This window comes from Gracilibacillus orientalis (assembly GCF_900114645.1).
Classification (GTDB): Bacteria; Bacillota; Bacilli; order Bacillales; family Amphibacillaceae; genus Gracilibacillus; species Gracilibacillus orientalis.
The window spans coordinates 167,826-193,800 of sequence record NZ_FOTR01000001.1 but is presented as its reverse complement, the minus strand read 5'-3'; the positions used below and the strand labels follow the sequence as shown (position 1 = coordinate 193,800).

General features: G+C 35.9%; 29 protein-coding genes and 1 tRNA gene. 18 read left to right on the top strand and 12 right to left on the bottom strand.

All coding sequences use genetic code 11. From position 1 onward, the window contains the following. The first annotated feature begins 21 nt into the window (after window positions 1–21). On the top strand, window positions 22–1,839 hold the full coding sequence (gene pepF, locus BM121_RS00930; protein ID WP_091479788.1) for an oligoendopeptidase F: 1,818 nt from the start codon (window positions 22–24) through the stop codon (window positions 1,837–1,839). Between the two features lie 56 nt (window positions 1,840–1,895). On the opposite strand, the gene BM121_RS21885 is transcribed toward pepF, so the two are convergent. The 4 genes from BM121_RS21885 to BM121_RS00915 all read right to left on the bottom strand — a co-directional run bounded on the left by BM121_RS21885 (window position 1,896) and on the right by BM121_RS00915 (window position 4,634). Continuing rightward, window positions 1,896–2,072: a hypothetical protein gene (locus BM121_RS21885; protein ID WP_175495264.1), complete on the bottom strand. Its 177-nt coding sequence runs from the start codon at window positions 2,070–2,072 to the stop codon at window positions 1,896–1,898. Between the two features lie 354 nt (window positions 2,073–2,426). After that, window positions 2,427–3,320 carry a ClpXP adapter SpxH family protein gene (locus tag BM121_RS00925; RefSeq protein ID WP_091479785.1) on the bottom strand — a complete coding sequence of 298 codons (894 nt, stop codon included), beginning with the start codon at window positions 3,318–3,320 and terminating at the stop codon, window positions 2,427–2,429. Then, window positions 3,317–3,718: a globin domain-containing protein gene (locus BM121_RS00920; RefSeq protein WP_091479782.1), complete on the bottom strand. Its 402-nt coding sequence runs from the start codon at window positions 3,716–3,718 to the stop codon at window positions 3,317–3,319. The genes BM121_RS00925 and BM121_RS00920 overlap by 4 nt, the downstream gene beginning before the upstream one ends. 334 nt (window positions 3,719–4,052) lie before the next feature. Then, on the bottom strand, window positions 4,053–4,634 hold the full coding sequence (locus BM121_RS00915; RefSeq protein ID WP_091479778.1) for a CYTH domain-containing protein: 582 nt from the start codon (window positions 4,632–4,634) through the stop codon (window positions 4,053–4,055). A gap of 140 nt (window positions 4,635–4,774) precedes the next feature. Here BM121_RS00915 and yjbM point away from each other — a divergent pair, with 140 nt between their 5' ends. From yjbM to BM121_RS00900, 3 genes are read left to right on the top strand one after another with little or no spacing between them, the layout of a single operon-like run. Then, window positions 4,775–5,401, top strand: coding sequence for a GTP diphosphokinase (gene yjbM / locus BM121_RS00910; RefSeq protein ID WP_091479776.1), 627 nt, complete (start codon window positions 4,775–4,777; stop codon window positions 5,399–5,401). Between the two features lie 14 nt (window positions 5,402–5,415). Further along, complete coding sequence (locus BM121_RS00905) at window positions 5,416–6,222, top strand: NAD kinase (protein WP_091479774.1); 807 nt, start codon at window positions 5,416–5,418, stop codon at window positions 6,220–6,222. 10 nt (window positions 6,223–6,232) lie between these two features. Beyond that, on the top strand, window positions 6,233–7,153 hold the full coding sequence (locus tag BM121_RS00900) for an RluA family pseudouridine synthase (protein ID WP_342714377.1): 921 nt from the start codon (window positions 6,233–6,235) through the stop codon (window positions 7,151–7,153). Between the two features lie 135 nt (window positions 7,154–7,288). Here the strand turns inward: BM121_RS00900 and prpE are convergent, their stop codons facing one another. Beyond that, window positions 7,289–8,023 carry a bis(5'-nucleosyl)-tetraphosphatase PrpE gene (prpE, locus tag BM121_RS00895; protein WP_091479767.1) on the bottom strand — a complete coding sequence of 245 codons (735 nt, stop codon included), beginning with the start codon at window positions 8,021–8,023 and terminating at the stop codon, window positions 7,289–7,291. A gap of 30 nt (window positions 8,024–8,053) precedes the next feature. Beyond that, window positions 8,054–9,244 (bottom strand): FtsW/RodA/SpoVE family cell cycle protein, encoded by a 1,191-nt coding sequence (locus tag BM121_RS00890; protein ID WP_091479765.1) that lies wholly within the window; start codon window positions 9,242–9,244, stop codon window positions 8,054–8,056. 215 nt (window positions 9,245–9,459) lie between these two features. Between BM121_RS00890 and mgtE the strand changes: the two genes are divergently transcribed. The 3 genes from mgtE (at window position 9,460) to BM121_RS00875 (ending at window position 13,329) form a co-directional block, all read left to right on the top strand. After that, window positions 9,460–10,824, top strand: coding sequence for a magnesium transporter (gene mgtE / locus BM121_RS00885; protein WP_091479762.1), 1,365 nt, complete (start codon window positions 9,460–9,462; stop codon window positions 10,822–10,824). Window positions 10,825–10,844: 20 nt separating this feature from the next. After that, complete coding sequence (locus tag BM121_RS00880; protein WP_091479759.1) at window positions 10,845–12,698, top strand: monovalent cation:proton antiporter family protein; 1,854 nt, start codon at window positions 10,845–10,847, stop codon at window positions 12,696–12,698. A gap of 235 nt (window positions 12,699–12,933) precedes the next feature. Then, a complete protein-coding gene (locus BM121_RS00875; protein WP_091479756.1) occupies window positions 12,934–13,329 on the top strand; it encodes a thiol-disulfide oxidoreductase DCC family protein in 396 nt (131 codons plus the stop codon). A 33-nt stretch (window positions 13,330–13,362) separates the two neighbouring features. Here the strand turns inward: BM121_RS00875 and BM121_RS00870 are convergent, their stop codons facing one another. Both BM121_RS00870 and BM121_RS00865 read right to left on the bottom strand, forming a co-directional pair. Next, window positions 13,363–14,904 (bottom strand): glycine betaine uptake BCCT transporter, encoded by a 1,542-nt coding sequence (locus BM121_RS00870; RefSeq protein WP_091479753.1) that lies wholly within the window; start codon window positions 14,902–14,904, stop codon window positions 13,363–13,365. Window positions 14,905–15,101: 197 nt separating this feature from the next. After that, entirely contained in the window at window positions 15,102–15,605 is a 504-nt protein-coding gene (locus BM121_RS00865) for a CotY/CotZ family spore coat protein (RefSeq protein WP_091479750.1), read from the bottom strand. 174 nt (window positions 15,606–15,779) lie between these two features. Between BM121_RS00865 and BM121_RS00860 the strand changes: the two genes are divergently transcribed. From BM121_RS00860 to BM121_RS00850, 3 genes are all read left to right on the top strand, one after another. Beyond that, a complete protein-coding gene (locus BM121_RS00860; RefSeq protein WP_175495263.1) occupies window positions 15,780–16,178 on the top strand; it encodes a CotO family spore coat protein in 399 nt (132 codons plus the stop codon). Window positions 16,179–16,274: 96 nt separating this feature from the next. Beyond that, on the top strand, window positions 16,275–16,496 hold the full coding sequence (locus BM121_RS00855) for a hypothetical protein (protein WP_091479744.1): 222 nt from the start codon (window positions 16,275–16,277) through the stop codon (window positions 16,494–16,496). A gap of 208 nt (window positions 16,497–16,704) precedes the next feature. Beyond that, on the top strand, window positions 16,705–16,986 hold the full coding sequence (locus tag BM121_RS00850; RefSeq protein ID WP_091479741.1) for a hypothetical protein: 282 nt from the start codon (window positions 16,705–16,707) through the stop codon (window positions 16,984–16,986). Between the two features lie 162 nt (window positions 16,987–17,148). On the opposite strand, the gene BM121_RS00845 is transcribed toward BM121_RS00850, so the two are convergent. From BM121_RS00845 to BM121_RS00830, 4 genes are all read right to left on the bottom strand, one after another. Next, a complete protein-coding gene (locus BM121_RS00845) occupies window positions 17,149–17,823 on the bottom strand; it encodes a DUF421 domain-containing protein (protein WP_091479737.1) in 675 nt (224 codons plus the stop codon). A 160-nt stretch (window positions 17,824–17,983) separates the two neighbouring features. Further along, window positions 17,984–18,406, bottom strand: coding sequence for a GNAT family N-acetyltransferase (locus BM121_RS00840; protein ID WP_091479734.1), 423 nt, complete (start codon window positions 18,404–18,406; stop codon window positions 17,984–17,986). A gap of 11 nt (window positions 18,407–18,417) precedes the next feature. Then, window positions 18,418–19,134, bottom strand: a complete 717-nt coding sequence (locus BM121_RS00835) for an alpha/beta hydrolase (protein ID WP_091479731.1) — start codon at window positions 19,132–19,134, stop codon at window positions 18,418–18,420. Between the two features lie 52 nt (window positions 19,135–19,186). Next, window positions 19,187–20,356 carry a cation:proton antiporter gene (locus tag BM121_RS00830; protein ID WP_091479727.1) on the bottom strand — a complete coding sequence of 390 codons (1,170 nt, stop codon included), beginning with the start codon at window positions 20,354–20,356 and terminating at the stop codon, window positions 19,187–19,189. Between the two features lie 106 nt (window positions 20,357–20,462). Between BM121_RS00830 and BM121_RS00825 the strand changes: the two genes are divergently transcribed. The 8 genes from BM121_RS00825 (at window position 20,463) to BM121_RS00785 (ending at window position 25,824) form a co-directional block, all read left to right on the top strand. Further along, window positions 20,463–21,119 carry a DUF3298 and DUF4163 domain-containing protein gene (locus BM121_RS00825; protein ID WP_091479724.1) on the top strand — a complete coding sequence of 219 codons (657 nt, stop codon included), beginning with the start codon at window positions 20,463–20,465 and terminating at the stop codon, window positions 21,117–21,119. Between the two features lie 552 nt (window positions 21,120–21,671). Then, window positions 21,672–21,743 (top strand) — tRNA-Val (locus tag BM121_RS00815). 213 nt (window positions 21,744–21,956) lie between these two features. Beyond that, a complete protein-coding gene (locus BM121_RS00810) occupies window positions 21,957–23,225 on the top strand; it encodes an APC family permease (RefSeq protein ID WP_091479717.1) in 1,269 nt (422 codons plus the stop codon). A gap of 53 nt (window positions 23,226–23,278) precedes the next feature. Beyond that, a complete protein-coding gene (locus tag BM121_RS00805) occupies window positions 23,279–23,893 on the top strand; it encodes a bifunctional transcriptional activator/DNA repair enzyme AdaA (RefSeq protein ID WP_245780697.1) in 615 nt (204 codons plus the stop codon). A 3-nt stretch (window positions 23,894–23,896) separates the two neighbouring features. After that, complete coding sequence (locus BM121_RS00800; RefSeq protein ID WP_091479714.1) at window positions 23,897–24,430, top strand: methylated-DNA--[protein]-cysteine S-methyltransferase; 534 nt, start codon at window positions 23,897–23,899, stop codon at window positions 24,428–24,430. A 32-nt stretch (window positions 24,431–24,462) separates the two neighbouring features. Further along, a complete protein-coding gene (locus BM121_RS00795) occupies window positions 24,463–24,927 on the top strand; it encodes a GNAT family N-acetyltransferase (RefSeq protein ID WP_091479710.1) in 465 nt (154 codons plus the stop codon). 36 nt (window positions 24,928–24,963) lie between these two features. Beyond that, the gene (locus tag BM121_RS00790) at window positions 24,964–25,491 is read left to right on the top strand and encodes a GrpB family protein (RefSeq protein WP_175495261.1); all 528 of its coding nucleotides are present in this window, start codon (window positions 24,964–24,966) and stop codon (window positions 25,489–25,491) included. 150 nt (window positions 25,492–25,641) lie between these two features. After that, window positions 25,642–25,824: a hypothetical protein gene (locus BM121_RS00785; RefSeq protein WP_091479707.1), complete on the top strand. Its 183-nt coding sequence runs from the start codon at window positions 25,642–25,644 to the stop codon at window positions 25,822–25,824. Window positions 25,825–25,975 lie beyond the last annotated feature (151 nt).

Genomic DNA, 25,975 nt, shown 5'->3' with positions numbered 1-25,975 from the left:
AACAATGAAGGAGGAATTCACATGGCCAAAGCTCAGAAATCACTACCGAACCGCGAAGAAATACCTGAAAAGCTAACATGGAAATTAGAGGATATTTTTGCGACAAATGAAGAGTGGGACAAAGAATGGGAAGAAACAAAAGCATTATTACCTAAATTTGAGGAATTTCAAGGGAAATTGGAGGATGGTGCAGAGAAAGTATATCAATTATTACAATTACAAGATGAAGTATCGGATCGTCTAAGTAAACTCTATACATACGCGCATATGCGTTATGATCAGGATACGACAAACTCTTTCTATCAAGCAATGAATGGTAAGGCGGAGAATTTGATTACACAAGCTTCCAGTAAGATGAGTTTCATAACGCCAGAGATCTTAAAATTGGACGAGCAAACGTTAACACAATATTTAGAGGGTCATGAAGACTTACGGTTATATAAACATACATTAGATGAAATTAATCGTCAGCGTCCGCATGTTCTAACAGAAAAAGAAGAAATCCTATTAGCCGAAGCATCAGAAGTAACGGATAACCCGTCACAAACTTTCAGTATGCTTAACAATGCTGATTTAACCTTTCCATCTGTAAAAAATGAACAAGGAGATGAAGTGGATTTAACACATGGCCGCTTTATTAATTTCCTTGAATCCAATGAGCAGCGCGTGCGCCGTGATGCTTTCAAAGCAATGTATGAAACATATGGCAGTTTAAAGAATACATTTGCTTCAACATTACAAGGTGTTGTTAAAAAAGATAATTTCTATGCCAAAATCCGTAACTATGATTCTTCAAGACAAGCCGCTTTGAATAAAAATAATATCCCCGAGAAAGTATATGATAATTTGGTTGAAGCAATTCACGAAGGGTTGCCATTACTACAGCGATATATAGCTTTAAGAAAAAAGGTGTTAGACATAAAAGAATTGCACATGTATGATCTGTATACACCATTAGTGAAAGATGTTGATATGTCATTCACTTTTGAAGAAGCGCAAAAAACAGTGACAGAGGCGTTAAAACCTTTAGGAGAAGATTACTTAAACGTCATGCAAAGGGCATTCAATGAACGCTGGATTGATGTGGAGGAGAACAAAGGTAAGCGTAGTGGTGCATATTCTTCTGGTGCCTATAGTACAAACCCCTACATTCTCATGAATTGGCAGGACAACTTAAATAACTTATTTACGCTAGCACATGAGTTAGGCCACTCCATGCATAGTTATTACACACATAAACACCAGCCATACCGTTATGGGAACTATTCGATTTTTGTAGCAGAAGTAGCTTCTACTTGTAATGAAGCGTTACTGAATAATTATTTAGTAGAAAAAACAAATGATCCAAAAGAAAAATTATTCTTGCTTAATCACTTTTTAGAAGGATTCCGTGGAACTGTATTCAGACAGACCATGTTTGCCGAATTCGAGCATATGATTCATGTATTGTCACAGGACGGGGAAGCACTAACAGCCGATCGCTTAACGGAACTGTACTATGAATTGAACAAAAAGTACTTTGGGGATGACCTGATAGTAGACGAAGAAATCGGATTAGAATGGTCACGTATCCCACACTTTTACTACAATTATTATGTCTATCAATATGCGACAGGCTATGCAGCAGCTCAGTCATTAGCCGCTCAAATTTTAGAAGAAAAAGAACCAGCAGTAGAACGTTATCTTGGTTACTTACAAGCAGGAAGCAGTGACGATCCTATCGAAGTGTTGAAAAAAGCAGGTGTTGACATGACCGAAAAAACCCCTGTGACCAATGCATTAAAAGTATTTGAAGACAAGCTTGATGAGATGGAAAAATTATTAGATCAAGTTAACTAAGCAAAACTTTGTATACCCATTTAGTGGAGCTAGGTAAACTAAGAAAAAAGGCCACCTTATCTGGTGGCCTTTTGAAATCCTTTAAATTGTTTTTTGTCACGCCAAAAGTATACAGTCATGTAAATTGTGACAAATAATAGTGGTACGGTAAAATAGATCGGAATCATTCGCATTAATCCAAAAATATTAAGTATAAACGCAAAAACAGGCAGTATGAATAGTATTACTTTCATTTATGAAACCACCTCCAAAATAGAGTTATCAGAGATTATGGAAAGGTAACTGATAAATCAACTATACTCTATCATATTCATTACTTTGTAGTGTAGAAGTGTGAAAATTTTGTGAATTTATGCACAAAACTATTGTCAGCCGCCTTCAACGCTTGGTATAGTAAAGGTAAGGTAAACAAAAAACCCCTTTGTTTGACCTGTAACTTTCTCCCATCCCTTATCTAGTAATAGGTAAAGCAAAAGAGGATATGTCACGTAAACATGTCCTCTTTGCTAAAGTTATAAAGGAAGTATAAGCTTAGATGTCTACCTCATATCTCACCTCTACGTTACTATGAGAAGATTAAGCTTTTCTTATTTAGCATATTTCCAGAAGTAACCAAACTTCACCGGTACCTTTTCAACTAGCTGTTTAAGCTGTAACTTTTTCATTTCTTTTTCTGCTTTTTCCATCGACCAATCATAGACAACTGCTATTTCTTTTGTTCCAACAAAATCATAATGAGATAAGAACTCCAATAATTTAGGCTTCTTTGCTGGAAGTGGTTCTTTTTGCAACATTTGCTTCAGAACTTTGACATAAATTTCATAAGGATAAATACCAGAAATTTTTAAGCCTGCATCGTCTTCAGACTCATTAAAGAAAACCATGGTTGGAATATATTCAACGTCCATTTCTTTAGTAATTTTCAAATCACATTGCAAAGCTTTTTTGGACGATTTTGAATAAAGATCTTCACGAAATTCATCAATATCCAGATGTACCTTTCTAGCACAACCCAATAATACTTCTTCTTGTGAAATATCTTGTTTATCTAAAAAGGCAAGCTCCTGTAATTTGCGTAAAAATCGTTTACCGTTCTTTTTCCCTTGTAATTCTGCCGCTTTTATTGCAATGGAAGCAAGCCATGGATAATGAATAGGGTTTTCAATCCAGAGATCGCCATCACAACTCATGCCAGTTCGACTAGCGGTTTTTTCCCATATATCCTTTAATCTTCTCGGCTTCTCAAATTTATCTTTATGCAAGTTCGTTAATTGACCGCTTAGAACCGTTCTTATCGTAAAAAACCGTCCGTACTCAATCGAAAGTTTCTTTAAATATGGTTCCAGAGACCAACATTCAGGACAGAGTGGATCAATAAATACATATATTTCAATTGGTTTCTTTAATACATCGATAAAGTGATAATGCGCTGTTTGGTTTCGATCTTGAGGTTGCCAAGATCCGGCAGAATTCCAATTCACAATGATTCTCCTTTCTCTTCAGGCGTATTCATCATGTGATTGGCCGTAAGGGTAAGCCGATCAAACATAGCACTTCGAAATGGTTCCTCAATATTTGCTTCTTCTAGTGCATCCTCCATGCAGGAAAGCCAAGCGTCTCTCCTAGTTGGAGTAATTGGAAAGCGTAAATGACGCTTTCTTAGCATAGGATGCCCATGTTCTTGTATATATAACGGTGGACCACCAAAAAATTGAGTTAAAAATTGCTTTTGTTTCCGTGCCACTTCAGTAAAATCCTCTGGGAAGATTGGAATTAGATCAGGATGTTTAGACACTCGTGCGTAAAAAGCCTCAACTAATTCCTCAATTTTTTCCTGTCCACCAATCGCTTCATAAATGGAGCCCGCTTCTTCTCTCATATTCCTCCAAACCTTTCATTTCATGTTACTAACTATTTCTCTCTTTATGTTACTATATTGTAACAGTGTTTACATAGAACTAGCAACTTATGTGTTTTAGTAGTTTAACCCTTTAAGCTGTAAGCATTCAACTGTTATTGAACAGTTCAGTAGTAAAACATTATCAGGGTGCTATTTGTCCATAAAACCCCGACTGGTGGAAGTCTCACTTAATCGTCTGTAAGACTCCCACTTCAAGCTTCAAGTAACACAAGGAAGCTAAGTGGGGGATAACAGACGCTAACACCCTGATAAGTTTCGCTAATGATCATAGTCTCACTTTATAGTTTGAAATTTACATCTTTAATGTTTGATAAAATCGTTCAATTTTATTTGCGGTTTTCCGTTTTGGAATTTGATGAGAAGATAAAAGCTCCTTGAAAACTGTCATTCCATGTTGTTCATCTTCCGCTTCTAATTCTAATTCATAGTCCGTATGATCGTTATAATGACTTTTGTCGAGGACAATAGTTGTGCTATCATACGTACATTCCAAACGATACGTTTCCAACATTCCACCGTATTTTAAATTCTGCATGTTAATACTTATAGCACTAAGAGCTTTCGCTATTTCATCTTTTAAAATAATATGCCCGTTGATCCATTGTTGAGCTTCATCTGTTGTTATATCACAATGCGTTTCTAATAAACCGGCACCATTTGGGTTTGGCTGTTTTAGTGTTAATTGAAATTTTTCCTTTTTTTCTCTGATGCGAAGTGCTGCATGGTGCTGCTTTAATTGGAAGTCTGGTGTTTCAAAGTAGTAATTTTTTTGTTCTATCTCCGTCAGTTCATATGAACGAAAATGTGTAACTAATTGCTGATATTCATCTTTCGTTAAAAGGTTTTTAAATTCAATCTCAATTTCTTGTGACATACACTTCACCCTTTCTTGCTATTATATTCTGAAGTATTTCAGACAAAAAAGCAAAAATAACGAAAATGGTAAAGATTACTTCTTTAGCAGGATATATGATAAAATAAATGCAGATAATGTTAACATAGGTGGTGCAAGACATGAATTGGAGAAACTTCTTGGCACCTTACGCACAGGTGGTTGAAGAATTAAAGGTTAAACTGAAAGGAATGCGAACTCAATTTGAATTTGAGTCCAGTCACTCACCGATTGAATTTGTGACAGCCAGAGTTAAACCGGTATCAAGTATTAAAGATAAGATGAAACGTAAACACATACATATTGATAATATAGAAGAGGAACTACAGGATATAGCAGGAGTTCGTGTTGTTTGTCAATTTGTCGACGATATATATGATATCGTGGAACGCTTGAAATATCGGAATGATTTTGAGGTAATAGAAGAGAGAGATTATATTAACCATAAGAAGGAAAGTGGTTACCGTTCTTATCACTTAATTATCTCTTATCCAGTGGAAACGATTCATGGAGAGCGAAAAATTATTGCTGAAATTCAAATTCGCACGTTAGCAATGAATTTTTGGGCGACAAATGAGCATTCTCTTAATTATAAATACGATGGTCGAATTCCTGAAAAGGTTAGGACAAGGCTAAAGCGTGCGGCTGAGGCTGCATTTAAATTAGATGAGGAAATGTCAAAGGTAAAAGATGAAATTCAAGAAGCACAACGAATTTTCAAAACCAACAAGGAGAGCGATGACAAGTAATGGAGGGGAATAACATGCGCTTTGCAATTCTGTCAAGAAGTGATCATAAATCAGAAGCGATTAAATCAAGAGTGAAGCAATATCTAGCAGATTTTTCACTTATATATGATGAAGAGGAGCCAGAAGTTGTTATTTCCGTCGGCGGGGATGGCACGTTTCTGGAAGCTTTCCATACCTATAAACACCGATTAAAGGATACTGCCTTTATTGGGGTTCACACAGGTCATTTAGGCTTTTATGCAGATTGGGTACCGGAGGATGTAGAGAAATTAATTATTGAAATCGCGAAGAAACCTTTTGAAGTGGTGGAATACCCACTGTTAGACATAAAAATTCATCCGGTTGATAATGATCAATATAAGCAATTCGTGGCATTAAATGAAGCTTCGGTAAAATCAGCAGAAGGAACCGTAGCAATGGATGTTCATATTAAAGGAGCTCATTTTGAACGTTTCCGTGGTGATGGATTGTGTATATCTACACCATCAGGAAGTACTGCATATAATAAGGCGTTAGGTGGAGCAATCCTTCATCCTTCGCTTAATGCTTTACAAATAACAGAGATGGCGTCAATTAATAATCGTGTCTATCGTACAATCGGTTCTCCATTAATTTTACCGAAACATCATGTATGTGAACTGTTACCTTTATATCATGACAGAAGGTTTTTAATTACAGTGGACCACTATACCGAAATGTACGACAATATTGACCGAATTGAGTGTCGTGTCTCGGATGAAAAAATCCGTTTTGCCAGGTTTAGATCCTTTCCTTTTTGGAAAAGAGTACACGACTCCTTCATTTCTGATGAAAGAACATAATAAAATGTAGGTGGATAATTTGAAGTGGAAAATAAGTAAGCAGTACGAGGGCTTATTGTTAAGGGAATATCTATTACAAGTTAGAGGCATATCACGCAGAATTTTAACTGCAATTAAATTTGAGGGCGGTAGACTGTTAGTCAATAACAGTGATGTAAATGTCCGTCATCAACTTTTAGACAGTGATGTGGTTGAGGTTATTTTTCCGCCAGAGAAAAGAAGTGAGTTATTAGTACCAGAACCAATACCGCTTGATATTGTATACGAAGATGACGATGTGCTGGTGTTGAATAAAGCGCCGCATATGGCAACTATTCCGTCTTCTCATCATCTAAGTCATACGCTTGCGAATGGAATTATTCATCACTATAATCTGCAGCAAATTCCTTACACAGTGCACGTGGTAACAAGATTAGATCGTGATACGTCTGGTTTATTATTAATTGCCAAACATCGTTACAGTCATTCGATCCTATTCAGTGAGCAGCACGAAGCAAAAGTAAATAGACACTATCAAGCGATCATTGCTGGTCAGCTTACCGAGAAAGAAGGGGTGCTGGATTATCCAATTGATAGAGCGCCGGATTCGATTATCGAACGATTGGTTGCTTCTACCGGAAAAAGAGCTGTTACACACTATCAAGTAAAAGAAGAGTTGGCGGATATTTCGTTGCTGGATATTCAATTAGAAACGGGTAGAACCCATCAAATCCGTGTTCATTTCTCTTCGATTAGCCATCCTTTGATCGGTGATAGTTTATATGGTGGGGATACTACTAAACTTCAACGACAAGCCTTACATTGTCATAAGCTGGCGTTTAACCACCCACTCACAAAGAAACGAATGGAATTTGAAATTCCACTTGCAAATGATTTAGAACTATTCTTGCAAGAGTTTAAAGAAGAAGTCACTACTAAACCTCTGGAATAGTAGTGACTTTTTCTTATCATCTTAAGTCAGGAGAAACAAACCATTACGTAAAATCAGACCAAAATCAATAAATACCAACCAGATGAATGTTACTGATTTACTTAGGAGGAACTGCTCCAAATATATATAGACACTTTAATACCTGAATTTCTCTTCTACAAATGGCAGCGAGGATTTGACACTGACTATTTCTTTTTCCGGTAAGCGGAAGGCTGTCAGTTTATTACCAAATACACAACCAGTATCAATGTTTACTGTTTGATTCACAAATCTAGGTTCTAAAACAGGGGTATGCCCGTAAACAATCCACCTGTTCCCATGATAGTCTTGTGCCCAATCTTTGCGAACCGGTCTGCCATCAGCAAGTTTCTCCCCAGTAATATCTCCGTAAAGGACAAATGTTTTTACCTTCTTACCGTGTAGGCCGATATATTTTTCAGGAATCCCTGCATGTGCTATTACGGTTTGTAACTCATTAATCACATGATATAAGGGTGCATTCTCATAAAGTGTTATCATCATGTGTTTTACTTCGTCTTTTTCTTGTTTAGTCAGTTGTTTATATTCTGCTACTGTCGTTTCCAAACCATGTTGTTGTTTCACATTATTTCCGAGAAAGAAACGATATAATTTATCACAGTGATTACCTGGAACATAATAGCCATTTTTTTGTTCAACAACCATTTGATAGACAAACCGAATCACTTCGAGGGAGCGAGGCCCTCGATCTGTTAAATCTCCTACAAAAGCGAGCGTTCTATCTTCTGGATGATGGAATTGATCGTTTTCCCATTTATACCCTAATTCCTTAAGTAGAGTTTGTAGCTCCTGATAGCATCCGTGAATATCACCTATAATATCTAATTTCATCGAATTAACTCCTATCCGTTTAGTCTACTTCTATGATTCGTCAAACATATAGGTTTTTATACGATAAAAGACACTCAAGACGATTCCGATAGCAATCATATAAGTAAGTGTCGAACTACCACCATAACTGATAAATGGTAATGGTAATCCAGTCACAGGGAGCAATTGAAGTGACATTCCGATGTTTTGAAATACTTGATAGGTAAACATACCGATAATTCCGGTTACCATATAGCTGGCAAACGGTTCTTTACACTTTAGAGCGACATTAACTAACCGGTAAATTAATAAAAAGAAAATTAATATAACGACACTGGAACCAAAGAAACCAAATTGTTCTGAAATGGATGTAAAAATATAATCTGTATGGTTTTCTGGGACATATTGTGTCTTTTCAAACTGGCCAATACCTTTACCGAAAAATTGCCCGGAACCGATAGCCAGCATTGCTTGTGATGTTTGATAAGCCCCTTCACTACTGTATTCTTCTGGAAACAGCCAGCCTTGAAATCGTTGAACAACGTGATCAAGTCCATTGTCATATAAAAGTTGATTCATTTTATCTGTATAAGTAAAGTACAGGTAAATAAATGTACTGAGACCGATAATAAATGTGGAAAATAACGTTAGAATAATACGCCATTTTATTCCTGATACCAACACCATGAAGGCGGTAATGGCGATTAGTACTAAAACACCACCAAGATCTGGCTGTTCAATAAGTAATACAATAGGGATCGAAGCAATGATTCCCATTTTACAAAGTAGCCAGAGATCCATTGAAACGGTATGTTCTGGATTTTTTTCATTATGGGCTACCATGACATGAGCCATGAAAATAATCAAGAATACTTTCATGAATTCTGCCGGTTGAATTGTCCCTAGTACTGGAAATTCAAACCATCCCCAAGCCCCTTTAACTTCTTTAGCTATGCCAGGTGGAAAATGAAAATAAAGCATGAGTAGAGATAGAACCCCAATTCCATACAGGAGCCAGGACACTTGTCGAAAACGATCATAATCAAACATCATAATAACGGCCACGGCCATTGATCCGGCAATATACCAGACGACTTGTTTTAAGTACATATTTTGATACAAAGAGTTTTGGCTTAAATATGGATCCAATGTATATAAAGTAAAAACACTAATTATTGCAAGTAAAATAATAATTAATAGTAACGAGTAATCAAGTTTTGCATTCGAATTTTTTTCCGACATAATGTATTGACCTTTCTTTCTTGAAAATTATAGTCTATTCCTAGTATAGTGTATAAATGGTTTTTTGAGAATAAAAACAATTATTTCCCTTCATTATTGTAACATCTTCTTTTGATAAGAATGTGTAAAATTAGCGTTTTTTTTTGCAAGTTATGTTATTCTTTTAACATCCCAAATGTAATGAATAAGTCAAGCGAGAGATAGGGGGCGAAATAATGGAACATTTAGAACAGCATGAACGAATGGAAATGTGGGAAAAAATACAGAAAGCATTAATCGATGAACAAATCGACCAATTTCGAGCGGAATTTTTAGAATTACATCCATATGATCAAGCAAGGATTTTCGAAGAACAAGATGAGGAGATCCGCTTTTTAATTTATACCTACCTATCCCCGGAAGAAATGGCTGAAGTAATTGAACAGGTTGATCGAGACTTTGTTGAAGAATTCATCATTGAAATGGTTCCAGCATTCGCAACAAAAATATTGGAATATATGTCAACGGATGATGCGGTAGATATTCTAAATGAATTAGATAAAAATAAAGTGGCAAGTTTTTTAACGATAATGGACAAAAAGTCATCGGAAGAAATTAAAGAATTGCTGCATTATGAAGAGAAAACAGCCGGTAGTATAATGACAACAGAATTTGTTGTCATTAATACCGAAATGACAGTCAAAGAAGCGATGCGGCATTTAAGAAAAGAAGCGCCTGCTGCTGAGACGATTTATTATATTTATGTTGTTGATTCCTTTAAAAAACTTGTCGGTGTTATTTCGTTAAGAGACTTAATTATAGCAGAAGGAGATTGGCTCATTCAAGATGTAATGGGTGAGCGTGTTGTCTCTGTCCCTGTCGGAGAAGATCAGGAAGATATCGCACAAATGATGCGTGATTATGACTTTTTAGCCCTTCCAGTTGTCGATTTTCAAGATCATTTGCTTGGAATTATCACAGTTGATGATATTATGGACGTTATGGAGGAAGAAGCAAGTGATGACTACTCCAAATTAGCTGGTATATCCGAAGTCGAAAAAAGTGGAGATACTGCCATTTCATCCGCTAAAAAAAGGTTGCCATGGCTTATTATTCTTTTATTCTTAGGTATGTTAACAGCCACGGTTATCGGCAGATTTGAAGCTACTCTGGAGCAAGTAGCCATTTTAGCTATTTTTATTCCATTAATTGCAGGTATGGCAGGTAACACCGGTACACAGGCACTTGCTGTAGCTGTTAGAAGTATTTCAACAGGTGAAATGGAGAAGAAGGGTAAAGCCTCCGTCATCTGGCAAGAAGCGAAAACAGGTTTAATTACAGGTGTTTCATGTGGTGTTATTATTACATTACTTGTTGCAGTTTGGTACCAAAATTTATTCTTAGGGATACTTGTAGGTATTTCGATTATGGCAACTTTACTTGTCGCAACTATATCAGGTGCTTTCGTACCACTTGTTATGCACCGTTTTAATATTGACCCAGCTGTTGCATCCGGTCCGTTTATCACAACACTAAATGACTTGATTTCAATATTTATCTATTTCGGATTAGCAACAGCATTTATGAGCTTTTTAGTTTAGAGGGAAAGGAGTGCTGTAATATGGAGCACGGTGAATCTGTCAGTTCACTAGTTATAGTCATTCTCGCAGCATTTTTAACGCCGATTCTGTTACACAGATTCCGGTTAAAAATGATTCCTGTGGTCGTGGCAGAGATTATTGTTGGTTTAATCATTGGAAATAGTGGATTTAACCTTGTTGAAGAGAGTAATTGGTTGAAAACATTATCTACATTAGGCTTTATTTTCTTGATGTTTTTAAGCGGTTTAGAAATAGATTTCTCGATTTTTTCCAGTAAGAAACAGCGTAAAAATCAAAAAAATATGACTAAAAAAATGCCCAATCCAGTCTTGTTAGCAAGTATGGTGTTTGGTGGCATTTTGATTTTGTCGTTCTTATTATCCTTTATGTTTGTCTTGTTTGGATTTATCGATAATGTTTACTTTATGACGTTAATCATTTCTACGATTTCATTAGGGGTTGTTGTTCCTACATTAAAAGAAGCACAAGCGATGCAGACAACTGTAGGACAAACAATATTATTAATTGCCGTTATTGCCGACCTGGTTACGATGATATTGTTAGCTGTATTTGTTTCTTTCTATGGTGAAGAATCCGGGAATATGTGGTTATTATTGATCTTATTTGGTGTCGGTGTACTGTTGTATTTCGTCGGCAAGTATTTTCGGAATCAGTCCTTTATCGAAACAATGTCAAAAGGTACGATTCAAATAGGGACAAGGGCAGTGTTTACGTTAATTATTTTCCTTGTGGCCTTATCAGAATCGGTAGGAGCGGAAAATATTCTTGGGGCCTTTTTAGCTGGTGCGTTAGTATCGTTATTAGCACCAAATCAGGAATTAGTACAAAAACTAGACAGCTTTGGCTATGGCTTTCTAATTCCGATTTTCTTTGTAATGGTTGGGGTAGATTTGGATTTATGGGCATTGTTTGATGAACCCAAAGTATTAGCCTTGATCCCATTATTATTTATCGCTCTGCTGATTTCAAAAGTCATTCCAGTGGCTATTTTGAAAAAATGGTATGATACCAAAACAGTGGTGGCCGCAAGCATGCTATTGACTTCTACATTGTCATTAGTCATTGCTGCAGCAACGATTGGAGAACGACTAGAGATCTTTTCAAGTGAAATGCACGGAGCTTTAGTGTTAGTGGCAGTGTTATCCTGTATCATTACACCGTCATTTTTTAAAAAATATTATGAGAATCAAGAAGAAGCAGACTATCAGCAGACAGTTTCTTTCATTGGTACCAATCAGGCAACCATTCCGGTAGTACGTGAATTGGATCCAAAAGAATACGAGACACACTTGTTCCATACGAAACAGGAAAAATTCGATGTTAAAAATGGTCGCTCCATTTTCGATATTAATGAACTTGATAATTATGATCTGGCAACATTGGAAGAAGCAGGTGTATTTGAGCATGATATAGTGGTGGTCTCGACCGGGGATGAATACAAAAATGAAGAAATTGCTACCTATGCTAAAGAGCAGGGTGTTGAAAGAATTATTGCTCGTATTGAAATTCCAGCTATCGAAAAAAGGCTACAGGAAATTGGTATCGATGTTTTCTCGGTATTGCTATCTTCAAAAACAGTGTTGAAGGCATTAATTGAATCGCCAAATGTTGTGAACATCTTTACACAACAGGACAGTGCATTGTACGAGATTAACATGAATAATGCCAATTACGATAGTACGCTTTTACGAGAGTTTCCATTTACGGGTGATGTAATCATGGTACGTATTTTCCGTGGCAAGGATTCCATTGTTCCACATGGGGACACAGAATTAAGGTTGGATGATCGATTAGTCGTAACAGGATCAACAGAATATGTAGAAGAACTACAACAATTATTAGAATATGTTTAGAATCTTTATAGTCAATAATGTTTAAACCCGTTTCTTTAAAGAAACGGGTTTAAATTTGGCTTAGACTAAATGTAATGGTGCTACCAATCGAGCAAACCAAGATTTATTGATCATCAATTCTTATCTCCCATTCGTTTATGAGTGATTTTTCTATTAGGGAGAACTGTTGTACTAAGCAGTACCTTTTGTATTTATATAGTAAAATCTGATATATTTTACACAAGAGGTGCTATATATGCAAAGAATTATTTTATTTGATGGGGTCTGTAATTTCTGCAGTAGCAGTGTGCAGTTTATTATCAAGAGAGACCCCGTACACAAGTTCCAATTCGCATCGTTACAAAGTGACGTAGGCCAACAATTATTAACAAAATATCAAGTTTCACAGGACATGGACAGCATGGTACTTATTGAAAAAGACCGTGTTTATACAAAATCCACGGCAGCTTTACGTATTGCTAAAGAACTTAAAGGAGCTTATCAACTCTTATCGATATTCCTTATTATACCAAAACCGATTCGTGATATATTCTATAACATCCTTGCCAATAATCGCTATCGTTGGTTTGGTAAAAAAAATCAATGTATGCTTCCAAAACCCGAAGACAGACAACGCTTTTTGGACACATAAAAGGCTATCTCACAAAGGAGATAGCCTTTCTCTTTACCTTTTTCCTTCTCTTTTTCTTCTTTTCAATGTATAAAGTCGTGCTTCCTCTTTAAAGGCTTTAAATAGCGAGTAAGTAACCATAATCAAGATGATGGCAAACGGGAATGCTGCTATGATCGAGGCAGTTTGTAATGCTCCTAAACCACCTTGCCACAATAATACAGCAGCTGTACCTGATTGAACAATACCCCATGCAACTTTAACCGAGATATCCGGATTTAATTCACCGTTAGTAGTTTGCATACCAAGAACAAAAGTTGCTGAGTCAGCTGATGTAATAAAGAATGTACTGATCAGTAACACGGCTAGCACCGACATAAATGTGCTTAGAGGAAAGTTTTCTAAAACGGTAAACAATGCCGCTTCAGAGCCGGACTCATTTATGATATTAAAAATATCTATATTTTGGTTCATTTCTAAGTGAATTGCTGATCCACCAAATACACTAAACCATAGCGCACCAAAAATGGTAGGCACTAACAAGACACCAACAACGAACTCTCTAACCGTACGTCCACGGGATACACGTGCGATAAACATACCGACGAATGGAGCCCATGCAATCCACCATGCCCAGTAGAAAATCGTCCAATCTTCTAACCAGTGCGCATTTTCTTCATTGAATGGTGCCATACGAAAGCTCATTTCAGGTAGATTAGAAATATAAGAACCTAAAGTTGTTGTGAAGAAATTCATAATGAAATTCGTCGGTCCAGTAAATAGTAAGAATAACATTAATAGAATCGCAACAATAATATTAGTTGTACTTAAAATTTTAATACCTTTATTCAAGCCAGTTAATGCTGACAACATATATAAGACTGTTACGGCTGCAATAATAATGAGTTGTGTATTAATGGTATTAGAAATATTATCTGAGATAAATTCTAAACCACTACCTATTTGTTGTGCACCAAGACCGAGTGAGGTAGCAACACCAAAAACAGTAGCAAATACAGCAATAACGTTTATTAATGTACCATAACCCCCATTCATTTTGTCACCATATAGTGGTTTCAATGTACTACTAATTAAACCGGGCTCGTCCTTTCTGAATTGAAAGTAAGCTAGCGCTAATGCTAGTGTGGCATAAACCGCCCATGGATGAAAGCCCCAGTGGAAGAAACTATGTTGCATTGCAACACGTGCTGCCGCTGCTTCAGTCCCTGTTGGATATGGTGGCTCGTGCAGGTGCCTGATTGGTTCTGCTGCACCCCAGAATACAAGTCCGATCCCCATACCGGCACTAAATAACATACCGAACCAAGTTAAGTAATTATATTCAGGCTTGTCTTCATCTTTTCCAAGCACAATGTTTCCATATTTAGAGACAATTAAAAATATCGCAAAAATTAAAAAAGCAGTTGTAACTAATAAATAGAACCAACCAAAGCGTGTCACTAGAAAACCTTGAATAAGAGAAGTGACATGATCGAGGTTCCATTCAGGTAATGCATCTTTAGGAATTAACCCCCAAATAATAAATAACACTGAAATAGCAAGAGAAATATAAAATACCTTTGTAACCTTTTTCATTCTAACATCCTTTCCAAAAAATGTGTTTTGTGTATTAGTGCACAATATACTTTACCCTATTTTTCGCGAAATATTCATCTTTTTTTACACAACGTGTCGGAGTTTATCAGATATTAGCGGAAAAATTCAAGTAATATGGTACAAAAATCAAAAAAACTCTTCCAGCTTTTTTCGCTGGAAGAGGGTCGAACGGATTATTAAAGTACAGAAACAGCAGGTAAGCAAGTAATAGCACAGAAGCAATTTAAGTCTACTGTAATACAAATACCAGTACGCTCTAATTCATCAACTTTCTCGTTATCCAATTGCTCACAAGGATCGCCGCAAGTTTTCTCATCGTTGTCAAACACTAATAGTTCCAATACTGCACAGCACTCATCATCATCCACTTCTGTTACGCGGAAAATAAAACTGCTGAAGCAATCGAATCGAGCAGGTCCACCGTTTGCATCAACTTCAGCTCCAAATCCTTTGAACGGCTTACCTTTTTTATCATATAAAATAAATGGTACTGTATCTAAGCCATTACCTCTTACTGGTGATACTAAATCTTGGATTGAACGTGAACAGCTAACATCACACTGTTGGTCTACAACGTTATCTTGTGCATCAGCAATCGCGCGGACAACGTCACAAACACAGTCTTTGCCATTACTAATTCCTGCTACATTATCATCATTACATCCGGAATTTCTTCCCATTACACTACACTCCTCTTTTGAAAAGATTTCGTTAACACTAATTAATCTATGAAAGAGTTGGCTATTCGTATAGACGGAAGCCTTGTTTTCCGTAAATAGGTGTTGATTTTTTTTCACAAGACCTAGACGGTTGTCATATATATAACTATGCAGTGTTATAGGGAGGTAGTGAAGATGGACTCCATCAGTGAAAAGCGCGAATTACCAAAGTTATATATTACGCAACCGGATTTGGCAGAACCGAAGCGAAGCATGCAGTCACATTATCATTCTGTCAGTGCCTATGATAAGCCACAGCAGTCTCAAGATATTCCGAGTCAGTATATCTCAAAGAAACAATTGGAGAATAAAAAATTTAAAGAGATGACCATACTGGAAAAAGTGATCTATTTTGCTTCTATGCCTTTCCATGTCCCAAGAGTTAAATGTGAAATAATCACAGAACGAAAAAAATATGTAGGATTGATTGAAGATTACCAAAATGAAATGGTAATCATCAAAGTGGCAAGTAAACCGAGACCTGTATCAGTTCCTATGAAACAAATTGAAGAAATCAACATGGTCGGCTTTTAGTATAGAGAGTAGGCATTATTCTTTACCTGTCGCATAAGATGTAATGATATTTGAACCTAGTCCAAGTTGATATAAAAGAAAGAAGGAGTGAAGAACGTGTCAGAAAAGAAGAAAGTGATTTATGTGAAAGATCTAGTTATCAAAGCAGATAATGTTCGAATTGAACCAACTCGCCGTCAAGATCCTTTCTTTGGTCCACGCGAAGTGGAAGGAGAAGAAGAGGAACGATTCGAAAAAGATGATGTTGAAGAGCTAGAAGACGAACAAGACGATGATGATAAAGATAAAAACGAACGCCCACCATTTTCATGGTTCTAAAAATGTAACAGATAGCTTTTACGTGAGAAGCTATCTGTTTTATTTTTGTAGCAATAACTCTTTTGTGATTTGCTGTCTTGTAAAGAGTGTTATGTCACCGCTCAGGCAGAATACTTCGCTTTTCTTAGTTTGACGGTCAAAAGTATGATTCATTTTCCGAAAATATGGGTATAGAATAATATATAAGCATGAAAGGGGATGGACGATAATGGGATATATTATACCGGTTGAGAATTATCAATATCAACAATATCATAACCGTGACACACGTAGAGAACGTGACCCATTTCCTATTGAAAAGCTATACCCAATCCAATTTGGCATGCATTATAAACAGGAACGAACAAGAGAAGAGCCTAAAAAAGTAGTGATTCCTCAACAAAAGAAGAGAGTTCACCAACAAATAACGGAAAAAGAAAGTCAGACAAAACACCATACGATCTATGCAGAAGTCACCGGAAAAGGTGGGAATTTTGAAGCAAACGTATAGCGAATTAATGGGGGATCAAATGCAGTATAATTTGATCCTGTTATTTTTTTGTTTATCATGGTGGTAAGCATAGATGAACGCTTCATTAACTGCTTTGTTAAATAAAAAAGTAGTCCACTTTGAAGTACTTTTAACTCCAAATTGAACTACTTACTTTAGCTACTAATATCCTTGAACATACAAATTCTTGCCTTTTTCATATTCAGCATAAAACACATCTTTAACAGAATAGATCTCTTGTTTTTTTAATTCCTCTTTTATCCAGTTTTCATCTTTCCCTATTTCACGAAGGCTATCCCAAATAATTTCACCATCATTAATGAGCATAAAGGACAATACGATTTGTTCCGGGGGAAGGTTTAAGTCATTACGTGTAGGAAGTTGGTGAGCAGTTTTTTTCAATACAGAAACTGTACCATCTGTTTCCAGAAGGGCATAATCCACTTCTCGAATGGAAAAGACATCTTTAGATCGTAATAAGTGTAAAAGCTGATTCATATCAAGCTTTCCTTTTTTCATCTCTTCGCGTTGTAATTTCCCTTTGTGGATGACAATCGACGGCCGACCTTCCAGTATCCCTCTCGATTTCTTATACCGTTGTGTAATGATCTCAGTCAAATATAATAACCCTCCCCACAAGAGTACAGCAAAACCAATATCCCTAATGCCTACTTCGTCATCATAGAGTGCATTCCCTACTAATTCCCCAAGAATAAGTGCAGAGATAAAATCAAATGCTGTGAGCTGCCTAATTTGTGTTTTTCCAAGCACCTTAGCTAAGATAAACAACATGACAAAACCAAACAATGTCTCGACAAAAATTGAACCGTAATGCATTGTTGTTTCTCCTATCTTTATCGTATTTTTTATTAGGGTACACTAAAACCTCAAAGTGCATACATAAGGGAACAACAATTCTTAACAAAAAAAGCTAAAATGCGTATCACATTTTAGCTTAAACAGTTGCCGTAAAACCTCCATTGATGGATGTCTCACTTTATAATGATTTTGTCATCGTTACATGGGGGATGCCGGCATCCATAAATTCACCAGAAATCGTTTCGTAACCGAGCGATTGATAAAATTTCTCTGCTTGTGTTTGGGCATTTAGTTTTGATTTTTTTATGCCTTTTTCTTTTGCTTTGTCTTCCATAAATAACAGAATATCTTTGCCAAAGCTTTTACCTCGCTGTGATTTTAATACACAAATACGCTCCATCTTAGCGTAACCACCAACGAACCGCATTCTGCTGGCTGCTACCGAATCACCATTATCATACCCGATAAAATGAATGGCTTCCTTTTCTAACTCATCAATTTCTAGTTCTTCAGGTACACCTTGTTCTTCCACAAAAACAACGGAACGAACTTTATAGGCATCCTGTAATTCTTCTTCTGATTTGACTACTTTTACTTCCATTTTCTATCTCCTTATCCTAACATCTTAATTAATATATTCTTTAAATCTTTTTGCCAATATTTCCACGTATGATTACCGTTAAACTCATCATAATGATATAACTGTAGTTTATCTTTTAATTCATTACGTAAAGTACGATTTGGTGTTAAAAAGTCAGCAATTTCTCCATTTGTCATGTGTACTTCGGTTTCTTCTTTTCCAATCGAATGATATACTTCGATTTGAGAAAATTCAGACGCAATGGTCATCCTTTCCAATACATCCTTATCAACATAAGGTGATTGCATAATAACGGTATCAAACGAATGTGGAAATTGAGTTGCTATCATGAATGCTAATGTCCCAGCTAGCGAATCTCCCATTAAAATGCGCTTTACCGGTGTAATATGTAAATGATTCTCGACATAAGGAATCGCTTCTTTTACGAGAAAAGCAATATAGGCGTCCTGTTGTTTACCACTTGGATGATATTTTTCCCGTCGGTCATTCTTATCTTGATAATGAACACCAACAAAGATAGTTGCTTCTATCTCCATATCTTCATGTAATTGATCGCTTAATGTTGCAACTCGTCCCATTCTGAAATAATCATCACCATCATTCATGATACATAATTGGTAATCTTTAAAAGCTGTAAATCCTTCTGGAAGGTACCACTTTATCTGGATTTCTTCATTCAAATGTACGCTTTGAATGGTCGCATCTTCCATTGTGCCATTACGCCCCACATAAACTCCCCCTTATGATAAAATATTTTAACAGGATTTTTTGTTATATGCATTATTTTAACAACCATCGTGAGATCGGTGCCATACTGAGACTTTGAATCGTTAGTGACAATAGAATAACGGTAAAACTAACACCAACCATCCATTCACTGTTAATACCACTGGCATTTTTTGCGTGCAATGTTAGGATTAAAAAGACAGACATAGACCCTTTTAATCCAGCCCATGATATTAACAGGTTGTAACGCCAGGAAAGGGAATGAATCACCTTTGTCACCGCGTAGGTAGTGATAAACCGTACCAAAATCATGAACAGAAATATGATGAAGGCATAGAGCCAGTAATTAATTGCTAAGTACTCAGTAATTTCAATACCTATAACTAAAAATAAGATTGCAAGTAAACTGTTTTCAACAATTTCCCAAAATCCGTCCAATGATTCGCGAAAATGGTCTTCTTTCATTGCACGGCCATATTCCAATGAAATCATCATGCCGCTTGCAACGGTCGCTAAGACACCAGAAACTTGTACTGCCTCAGCAATTAAGAAAGAGCCGTATGCCAAGATAATACTGAGCATAATTTGATAATTACGTAAATGAGAATAGTGGACAATTTTGCTAACTAAATAACCACAGACAAGGCCTATCGCAATTCCACCTAAAGAAACGAGCAGAAAGTCACCAAGAAACGCAGAAAAAGAGAAGCCTTTTTCACGCGTGGCTAGAGCAATTAAAGTTGTAAAAAGTACAATACTAGTCCCGTCATTTAACATGGATTCCCCTTCGACTGTACTAGCGACCTGTTTATTTCCGGTTGCTTTTTTGATAATGGAAACAACTGAAACGGGATCAGTAGGTGTCAGTATTGCAGCAATAACAAAAGCACCGGCTAAGTTAAGAGGTGAAATAACAGCGATCAGATAGCCTAATATTACTACATTCAAAATAACCCCAATAGTTGCAAGAGAAATAATTAAGTTTGCATTTTGACGGAAATCCTTTATTGGAAATTGATAAGCGGATACAAAAAGTAAGGCAGGCAGAAATATATGATAAATGGTATGATCCGTTAGTTTTACCGATTCGAAAAACGGAATAAAAGCTAACCCAATCCCAAGTAATATTAATAAGGTAGGGACAGGAAAGTTTTCTTTCTTTGTATCAATCGCAAAAATTATGTAGCCAATAAAAAGTAAGACCACAATGTGTTCAATCGACATTTTCTTCACCACCTATGTTGTAGTTATTCCCATATTTTTTCAACAAAAACACATGTATGTTTACCCTTATTTTAGGTAAGCTAAGCAAAAAAGGATGTGTGCTTAGATGAAAAAGATCTGTTTATTCTTATTGCTTTTCACGACGATGACTACAACAGTATTTGCGAATAATCAAACAGCTTTGGTAACAGATGAGCTATATAAAGATATGGAGGCATTAAAATATCCTCTAGTTTCAGAAGTTGAAAAACCGGAGATGGAAGATAAGATCAATAAAACGTTTCAGAAGTATATTAAAGAATCGTATAAAGAACTGAAGGAAAATGAAAAGCAAGGAGAAAAACACGATTTCCACACGGAATATCAAACAGATTATGAAGTGAAATTTAACCAATCTTCTAAATTGAGTATTCTTACGAGTAATTATATCTTCAGTGGAGGAGCTCATGGTAACACTATTGTTGAATCCTTTAACTATGATATTGAAAAAGGAAAACGTGTATATTTAACCAATATTCTTACAAAAGAAGCACAAATTGAAGCCGTTAGTGATTATGTATGGGAGTATGCCACTGAACGTCCCGACGTATTTTATCCAGATTTAAAAAAGGAAGATATTAAGTTAACGAAGGATACTGCTTTTTATTTTACAGATGACGGGATTACCTTAGTGTTCCAGCAATATGAGATTGCGCCATATGTTGCAGGGAACCAAGAAATTCATATACCGGCAGAAGTATATATGAAAAATGATAAAAAATGAAGTCTTACAGACGGTTAGCACTGTGATAAATTAAATACTCTTTCTGATTTGAACAGACTTCTTTGTGCTTGTTATTTCTTCCTTGGAATTCTAGTTCTCTTCCTTGGAAAAGTGTTCCGCTTCCTTGGAATTCTCTTTCTCTTCCTTGGAAAAGTGCTGCTCTTCCTTGGAAATATTCATTTTTCCAAGGAAGAATGATACTTTTCCAAGGAACAATAAACACGCACATCAGATGTACGTGTTTTGTCATAATTCGAGTACTTTGTCTCAGCTTCATTTTGCAAAAACATGATAACCCCAAAAACAGTAGTTTCGCGATCAAAATCCAATCGCTTACTGCTGTTTTTTGGTTGTAAAATTAAATCGAATCTTTACCTTGTCCATGAAAAGGCAATGGCTTCTTTTACGGTATGTTTAGCTCCTTTTTATTTCACCATTTGAAGATAAATTCGGATTGACAATAAGTACAAGTTCTTATATATTTAAATGTAAATATTTAAAAGCTCAGTTGGGAACGTGCGCTAACTTAACAGGAAAAGACTTAAATATTACGATCTGATAGTTCAGCGGGAGAATGCTTGCTTGACAGGCAAGAGGTCGGGGGTTCAAATCCCTCTCAGATCATAACTTCAAGTACACATGCCATAGCTTTGGGTGTGTCTTTTTGTATTTAATTTTTGTGGCTTATAATCTTGATTTATTTAAGATATCAGTTCAACGATTGGATCCTATACTTTAGAAAGATATTAGCTCCTGTAATCAGAATTAGAACGCAAGAAAAGATAAGAATTTAACTCCTTTCCAGTGGTAAAGTTTTACTGAAAGAAGGGATATTTAATGGAAAAGCGTTCTATTGGTTTATATGAAGGCATAGCGTTGTATATTGCTGCAATACTGGGTTCGGGTGTTCTTTTTATATCAGCAGTTACTGCTTCTATAGCAGGTCCTGCATCTATCTTGTCTTGGGTAATTGTTATTCTTATTAATTTTCCGCTGGCCTACGCATTTGCTTGTCTTGCACGTGAATATCCAGATGCCGGAGGAGCTACAACTTTTGTACGGCGATCATTTGGGTTTCATTTCGGGAATATGGTAGGTTGGTTTTACTTTGTCACTGCAGCAATTGGACAAACAGTTGTTTCTTTAACGGGAGCATTTTATGTAAGTCAAGCTTTTGGTTTTTCTGATTTCACAAGAATTTGGATTGCGTTCATTATTCTAATTTTTGCAGGGATAGCTAATTATAATGGGGTCAAGGTGAGTGGTAAAGTTGCATTAATCTTAAGTGGTTGTTTACTCTTATTACTTACAATTACAGTCCTGATTTCAATACCGAGTATAGATATTGGTAATTTTACGCCCTTTGTATCAAATGGATGGTACTCAACAGGAACAGCAATAACAGCAATATTTTGGGCTTTTTTTGGATGGGAAGCTATTTGTAATCTTGCTAATCATTTTAAAACCCCCGATAAAAATATAGTTAAAAGTACGATCATTAGCGTAATAATCATAGGAGTATTGTTCTTAGCACTAAGTTTTGTAACGCTCGGAACCGGAACATATGGAAGTATAGAGAATGATCTTTCACCAATTGGTGCTATAATGGGAGAAACACTAGGCTTAGGTGCGGAAATTGTGACCGCCATATTGGCATTTTTTATATGTATAGGAACTTCAAATGCATTTGTAGCAAGTCTGACGCAACTCGGATATTCGTTGAGCAGAGACGGTGCATTTCCAAAACAATTATCACATTTACATCCAATTAAACAAATTCCGAGACGTATGGTGGTTTTTGTAATTGGTTTCGCAGGCATCGGTGTCATTATTACAGAGTTTCTTACAATGGCATTTAATGAAATTTTATTTATACCGACTTCGTTAGGAGTATTTGTATATATTTTTTCTATGGCTGCTGGTGTTAAACTATTTAAAAATAAAACCTTACCCTGGTGGTCGTCTTTTTTATCACTAATCTTTTGTATTCTTGTACTACCATTTTTTCAATTATACATTTTTGTCCCGGTAATCGTTGTCGCTTTTTATATTAGCTATATGATATTTCAAAAATGGTTTCTTCCTTTTAAAAAAGAGCACAGTTAGAAAAAATGCAGGGTTTAACATAAATTTATTGGCTTTAGCGTAGGAAAGCCAAGATGTTGGTAGATTCTTTTATTGATGGGAATGATTTTATGAAATCAAATACTCAACTTTCTATCGAGTTAATGTATAAGACATTAGCAAAATGTGATAAAAGATATGATGGAATGTTTATTTATGCAGTAAAAACAACTGGTATTTTTTGTCGACCATCTTGTAAATCTAAAACTCCCAACCTCGAGAATATATATTTTTTTGAAAATGCTGTGGATGCTAAACAGCTAGGATTTCGACCATGTAAAAGATGTCAACCTGATCTATATGTTGACATTTATGATCCTCAGCAAGAAATAGTGGAGGAAGTATTCAACTTTTTATTACAGCACTATCAAGAAAAAATCACTTTAACCACTCTTGCTGTCAAAATTGGTGTAAGCCAGTATTATTTAAGTCGAATTTTTAAAGAAAAATTGGGCGTCACTCCGCACCAATACCTTGAAATTATAAGAATTCACAAAGCCCAGAATTTGTTATTGAATACAGTTCATAATAGCACGGAAATATGTTTTCAAGTAGGATACAACAATTTTTCTAGTTTCTACAAACAATTTAGAAAAATATGCGGTTGTTCACCATCCCAATTTAGAATTAAAAATGAGAGGGGAGTTTAGGCAGTGAAGCAAACGAAACATTATTGGAGTTTGTTTACTCTCGATCAATGGAAAGTGTACCTCATTGCTACAAATAAGGGGCTTTGCTATATAGGTACTCAGGATAAGAAATTTAAAGAAGTAACAAATTATTTTAATTCAAAATTTTCGGATTATCATTTAGAACGAAATAACGAAAAGTTACAGCCTTATTTAGCTGAGTTAAATACATATTTTCAACAGCAAAGCACTTTTTTTACTTTTCCACTTGATATAAATGGAACTGAGTTTCAATTAACCGTATGGAATGAATTAAGAAAAATTCCATATGGGCGAACCCTTTCCTACTCACAAATTGCATCTAATCTTGGAAGTCCTAATTCTGCACGTGCTGTTGCAAAAGCCATTAGTGCTAATCCGATGTTAGTCGTAATTCCTTGTCACAGAGTTATAGGTAAGAACGGAGATTTAGTTGGTTACCGTGGAGGCATAGAAATGAAGAAACAACTACTGGAGCTAGAAGTTAGAAAATTTTATAGTGATTCGATAAGTTATTGAATTTAAATTACTTATAAAAAGGAGGGAATTCAATGAAAATTAGAATATTAAATAAAAATGAAAAAGCTCCTATAGAATTATTGTTACTGGCTGATCCTTCCCGAAATTTGATAGAGGAATATCTGAAACGAGGGGAGTGTTATATAGCTGAGAAGGATAATAAAATAATTGGTGTATATATCCTGCTCCCTATATCTACCAAACAAGATACAATAGAATTAGTTAATATTGCTGTTTCTGAGCACGAACAAGGAAAAGGTGTTGGAAAACAATTAATCAGGGATGCGATTCAAAAATCAGCAGCAAAAGGTTATAAAACTATCGAAGTAGGAACAGGCAATTCAAGTATTGGACAGTTAGCTCTGTATCAAAAATGTGGCTTCAGGATGACAAGTGTAGATCGTGATTTTTTTGTAATACACTATGAGGAGGACATTATGGAGAACGGGATTTGGTGTAGGGACATGATACGATTATCGCAAGATTTGAAATGCTGAAGCAATGTTAAATTCCTAAAAAAAGGGGGATAACTTTTGAGAAAAGTTGACGTGTGTCCTTATAATAAGGAGTGGGTATCAATGTTTAAGATAGAGGTGGAAAAGCTCCAAACCATTTTTGGTAAAGAAATTGAAGACATCCACCATATCGGTAGCACATCTGTTCCAGGTATAAAAGCGAAACCAATCATAGATATTATGCCTATAGTTAGAGACATTAGAAACGTTGATAAATACAATAAAGCAATGCAGGAGTTAGGCTATAATCCTAAAGGCGAAAACGGAATATCTGGACGAAGGTATTTCCAAAAAGGTGGGGATAATCGTACTCACCATGTTCATATTTATCAGCTGGGAAGTAGTGAAATTAAGCGGCACTTAGCTTTTCGAGGTTATTTAATTAGCCATCCTGATGAAAAGCAGAGATATGGTGATTTAAAATCGAAGTTGGCACAACAATTTCCCTATGATATGGAGTCATACATAAATGGAAAGGAATCAATGGCTACAGAAATAGAAAGTAGAGCGCTTGAATGGTATAAAGGAAGAGATCGCTTGTTGTAAAGCTGTTTTGGAGTTATGGTTATATATGGTAAAATAAAAATTGATCAATGGTTATGTTTATGAAGAGTAACTAAAATATTAAGTGTACAGCTATAGCAAAACTATTTACTGCATATATATAAATAAAAAACGGGAGAGAGGAGCTAACTTATGCAAGCTATTATAGCAACCTTCATTATTATTTTAGCTATCCTTGCTGACTACTTTTGGCTTGATGCTACTAAAAAAAGGTGGGGCTGGATGCGAGATTGGTCTACACTTAGTAAAGTTTTTTTCTTTTCCGGCTTTATCACGGTGCTAACCGTCTGTAAGCCCCCACTTCAAGCTTCGTAACACAAGGAAGCTAAGTGGGGGATAACAGACGCTAACACCCTGATAAGTTTCGCTAATGATCAGTGGGGTTAAAATTCCCACTGATCATAGTCTCGCTTTATTATTGTATCTGGATTAGTTTATCTTGGTTTAAGTACAGAATATTTCAGTT

What these genes read in the sequence shown, in the direction of transcription:
- pepF (WP_091479788.1), top strand. Translation starts at nt 22, where the DNA reads ATGGCCAAAGCTCAGAAATCACTACCGAACCGCGAAGAAATACCTGAA.
- BM121_RS21885 (WP_175495264.1), bottom strand. Translation starts at nt 2,072, where the DNA reads ATGAAAGTAATACTATTCATACTGCCTGTTTTTGCGTTTATACTTAAT.
- BM121_RS00920 (WP_091479782.1), bottom strand. Translation starts at nt 3,718, where the DNA reads ATGAGAGAAGAAGCGGGCTCCATTTATGAAGCGATTGGTGGACAGGAA.
- BM121_RS00915 (WP_091479778.1), bottom strand. Translation starts at nt 4,634, where the DNA reads ATGTCACAAGAAATTGAGATTGAATTTAAAAACCTTTTAACGAAAGAT.
- yjbM (WP_091479776.1), top strand. Translation starts at nt 4,775, where the DNA reads ATGAATTGGAGAAACTTCTTGGCACCTTACGCACAGGTGGTTGAAGAA.
- BM121_RS00905 (WP_091479774.1), top strand. Translation starts at nt 5,416, where the DNA reads ATGCGCTTTGCAATTCTGTCAAGAAGTGATCATAAATCAGAAGCGATT.
- prpE (WP_091479767.1), bottom strand. Translation starts at nt 8,023, where the DNA reads ATGAAATTAGATATTATAGGTGATATTCACGGATGCTATCAGGAGCTA.
- BM121_RS00890 (WP_091479765.1), bottom strand. Translation starts at nt 9,244, where the DNA reads ATGTCGGAAAAAAATTCGAATGCAAAACTTGATTACTCGTTACTATTA.
- mgtE (WP_091479762.1), top strand. Translation starts at nt 9,460, where the DNA reads ATGGAACATTTAGAACAGCATGAACGAATGGAAATGTGGGAAAAAATA.
- BM121_RS00880 (WP_091479759.1), top strand. Translation starts at nt 10,845, where the DNA reads ATGGAGCACGGTGAATCTGTCAGTTCACTAGTTATAGTCATTCTCGCA.
- BM121_RS00875 (WP_091479756.1), top strand. Translation starts at nt 12,934, where the DNA reads ATGCAAAGAATTATTTTATTTGATGGGGTCTGTAATTTCTGCAGTAGC.
- BM121_RS00870 (WP_091479753.1), bottom strand. Translation starts at nt 14,904, where the DNA reads ATGAAAAAGGTTACAAAGGTATTTTATATTTCTCTTGCTATTTCAGTG.
- BM121_RS00865 (WP_091479750.1), bottom strand. Translation starts at nt 15,605, where the DNA reads ATGGGAAGAAATTCCGGATGTAATGATGATAATGTAGCAGGAATTAGT.
- BM121_RS00860 (WP_175495263.1), top strand. Translation starts at nt 15,780, where the DNA reads ATGGACTCCATCAGTGAAAAGCGCGAATTACCAAAGTTATATATTACG.
- BM121_RS00850 (WP_091479741.1), top strand. Translation starts at nt 16,705, where the DNA reads ATGGGATATATTATACCGGTTGAGAATTATCAATATCAACAATATCAT.
- BM121_RS00845 (WP_091479737.1), bottom strand. Translation starts at nt 17,823, where the DNA reads ATGCATTACGGTTCAATTTTTGTCGAGACATTGTTTGGTTTTGTCATG.
- BM121_RS00840 (WP_091479734.1), bottom strand. Translation starts at nt 18,406, where the DNA reads ATGGAAGTAAAAGTAGTCAAATCAGAAGAAGAATTACAGGATGCCTAT.
- BM121_RS00830 (WP_091479727.1), bottom strand. Translation starts at nt 20,356, where the DNA reads ATGTCGATTGAACACATTGTGGTCTTACTTTTTATTGGCTACATAATT.
- BM121_RS00825 (WP_091479724.1), top strand. Translation starts at nt 20,463, where the DNA reads ATGAAAAAGATCTGTTTATTCTTATTGCTTTTCACGACGATGACTACA.
- BM121_RS00810 (WP_091479717.1), top strand. Translation starts at nt 21,957, where the DNA reads ATGGAAAAGCGTTCTATTGGTTTATATGAAGGCATAGCGTTGTATATT.
- BM121_RS00805 (WP_245780697.1), top strand. Translation starts at nt 23,279, where the DNA reads ATGTTGGTAGATTCTTTTATTGATGGGAATGATTTTATGAAATCAAAT.
- BM121_RS00795 (WP_091479710.1), top strand. Translation starts at nt 24,463, where the DNA reads ATGAAAATTAGAATATTAAATAAAAATGAAAAAGCTCCTATAGAATTA.
- BM121_RS00785 (WP_091479707.1), top strand. Translation starts at nt 25,642, where the DNA reads ATGCAAGCTATTATAGCAACCTTCATTATTATTTTAGCTATCCTTGCT.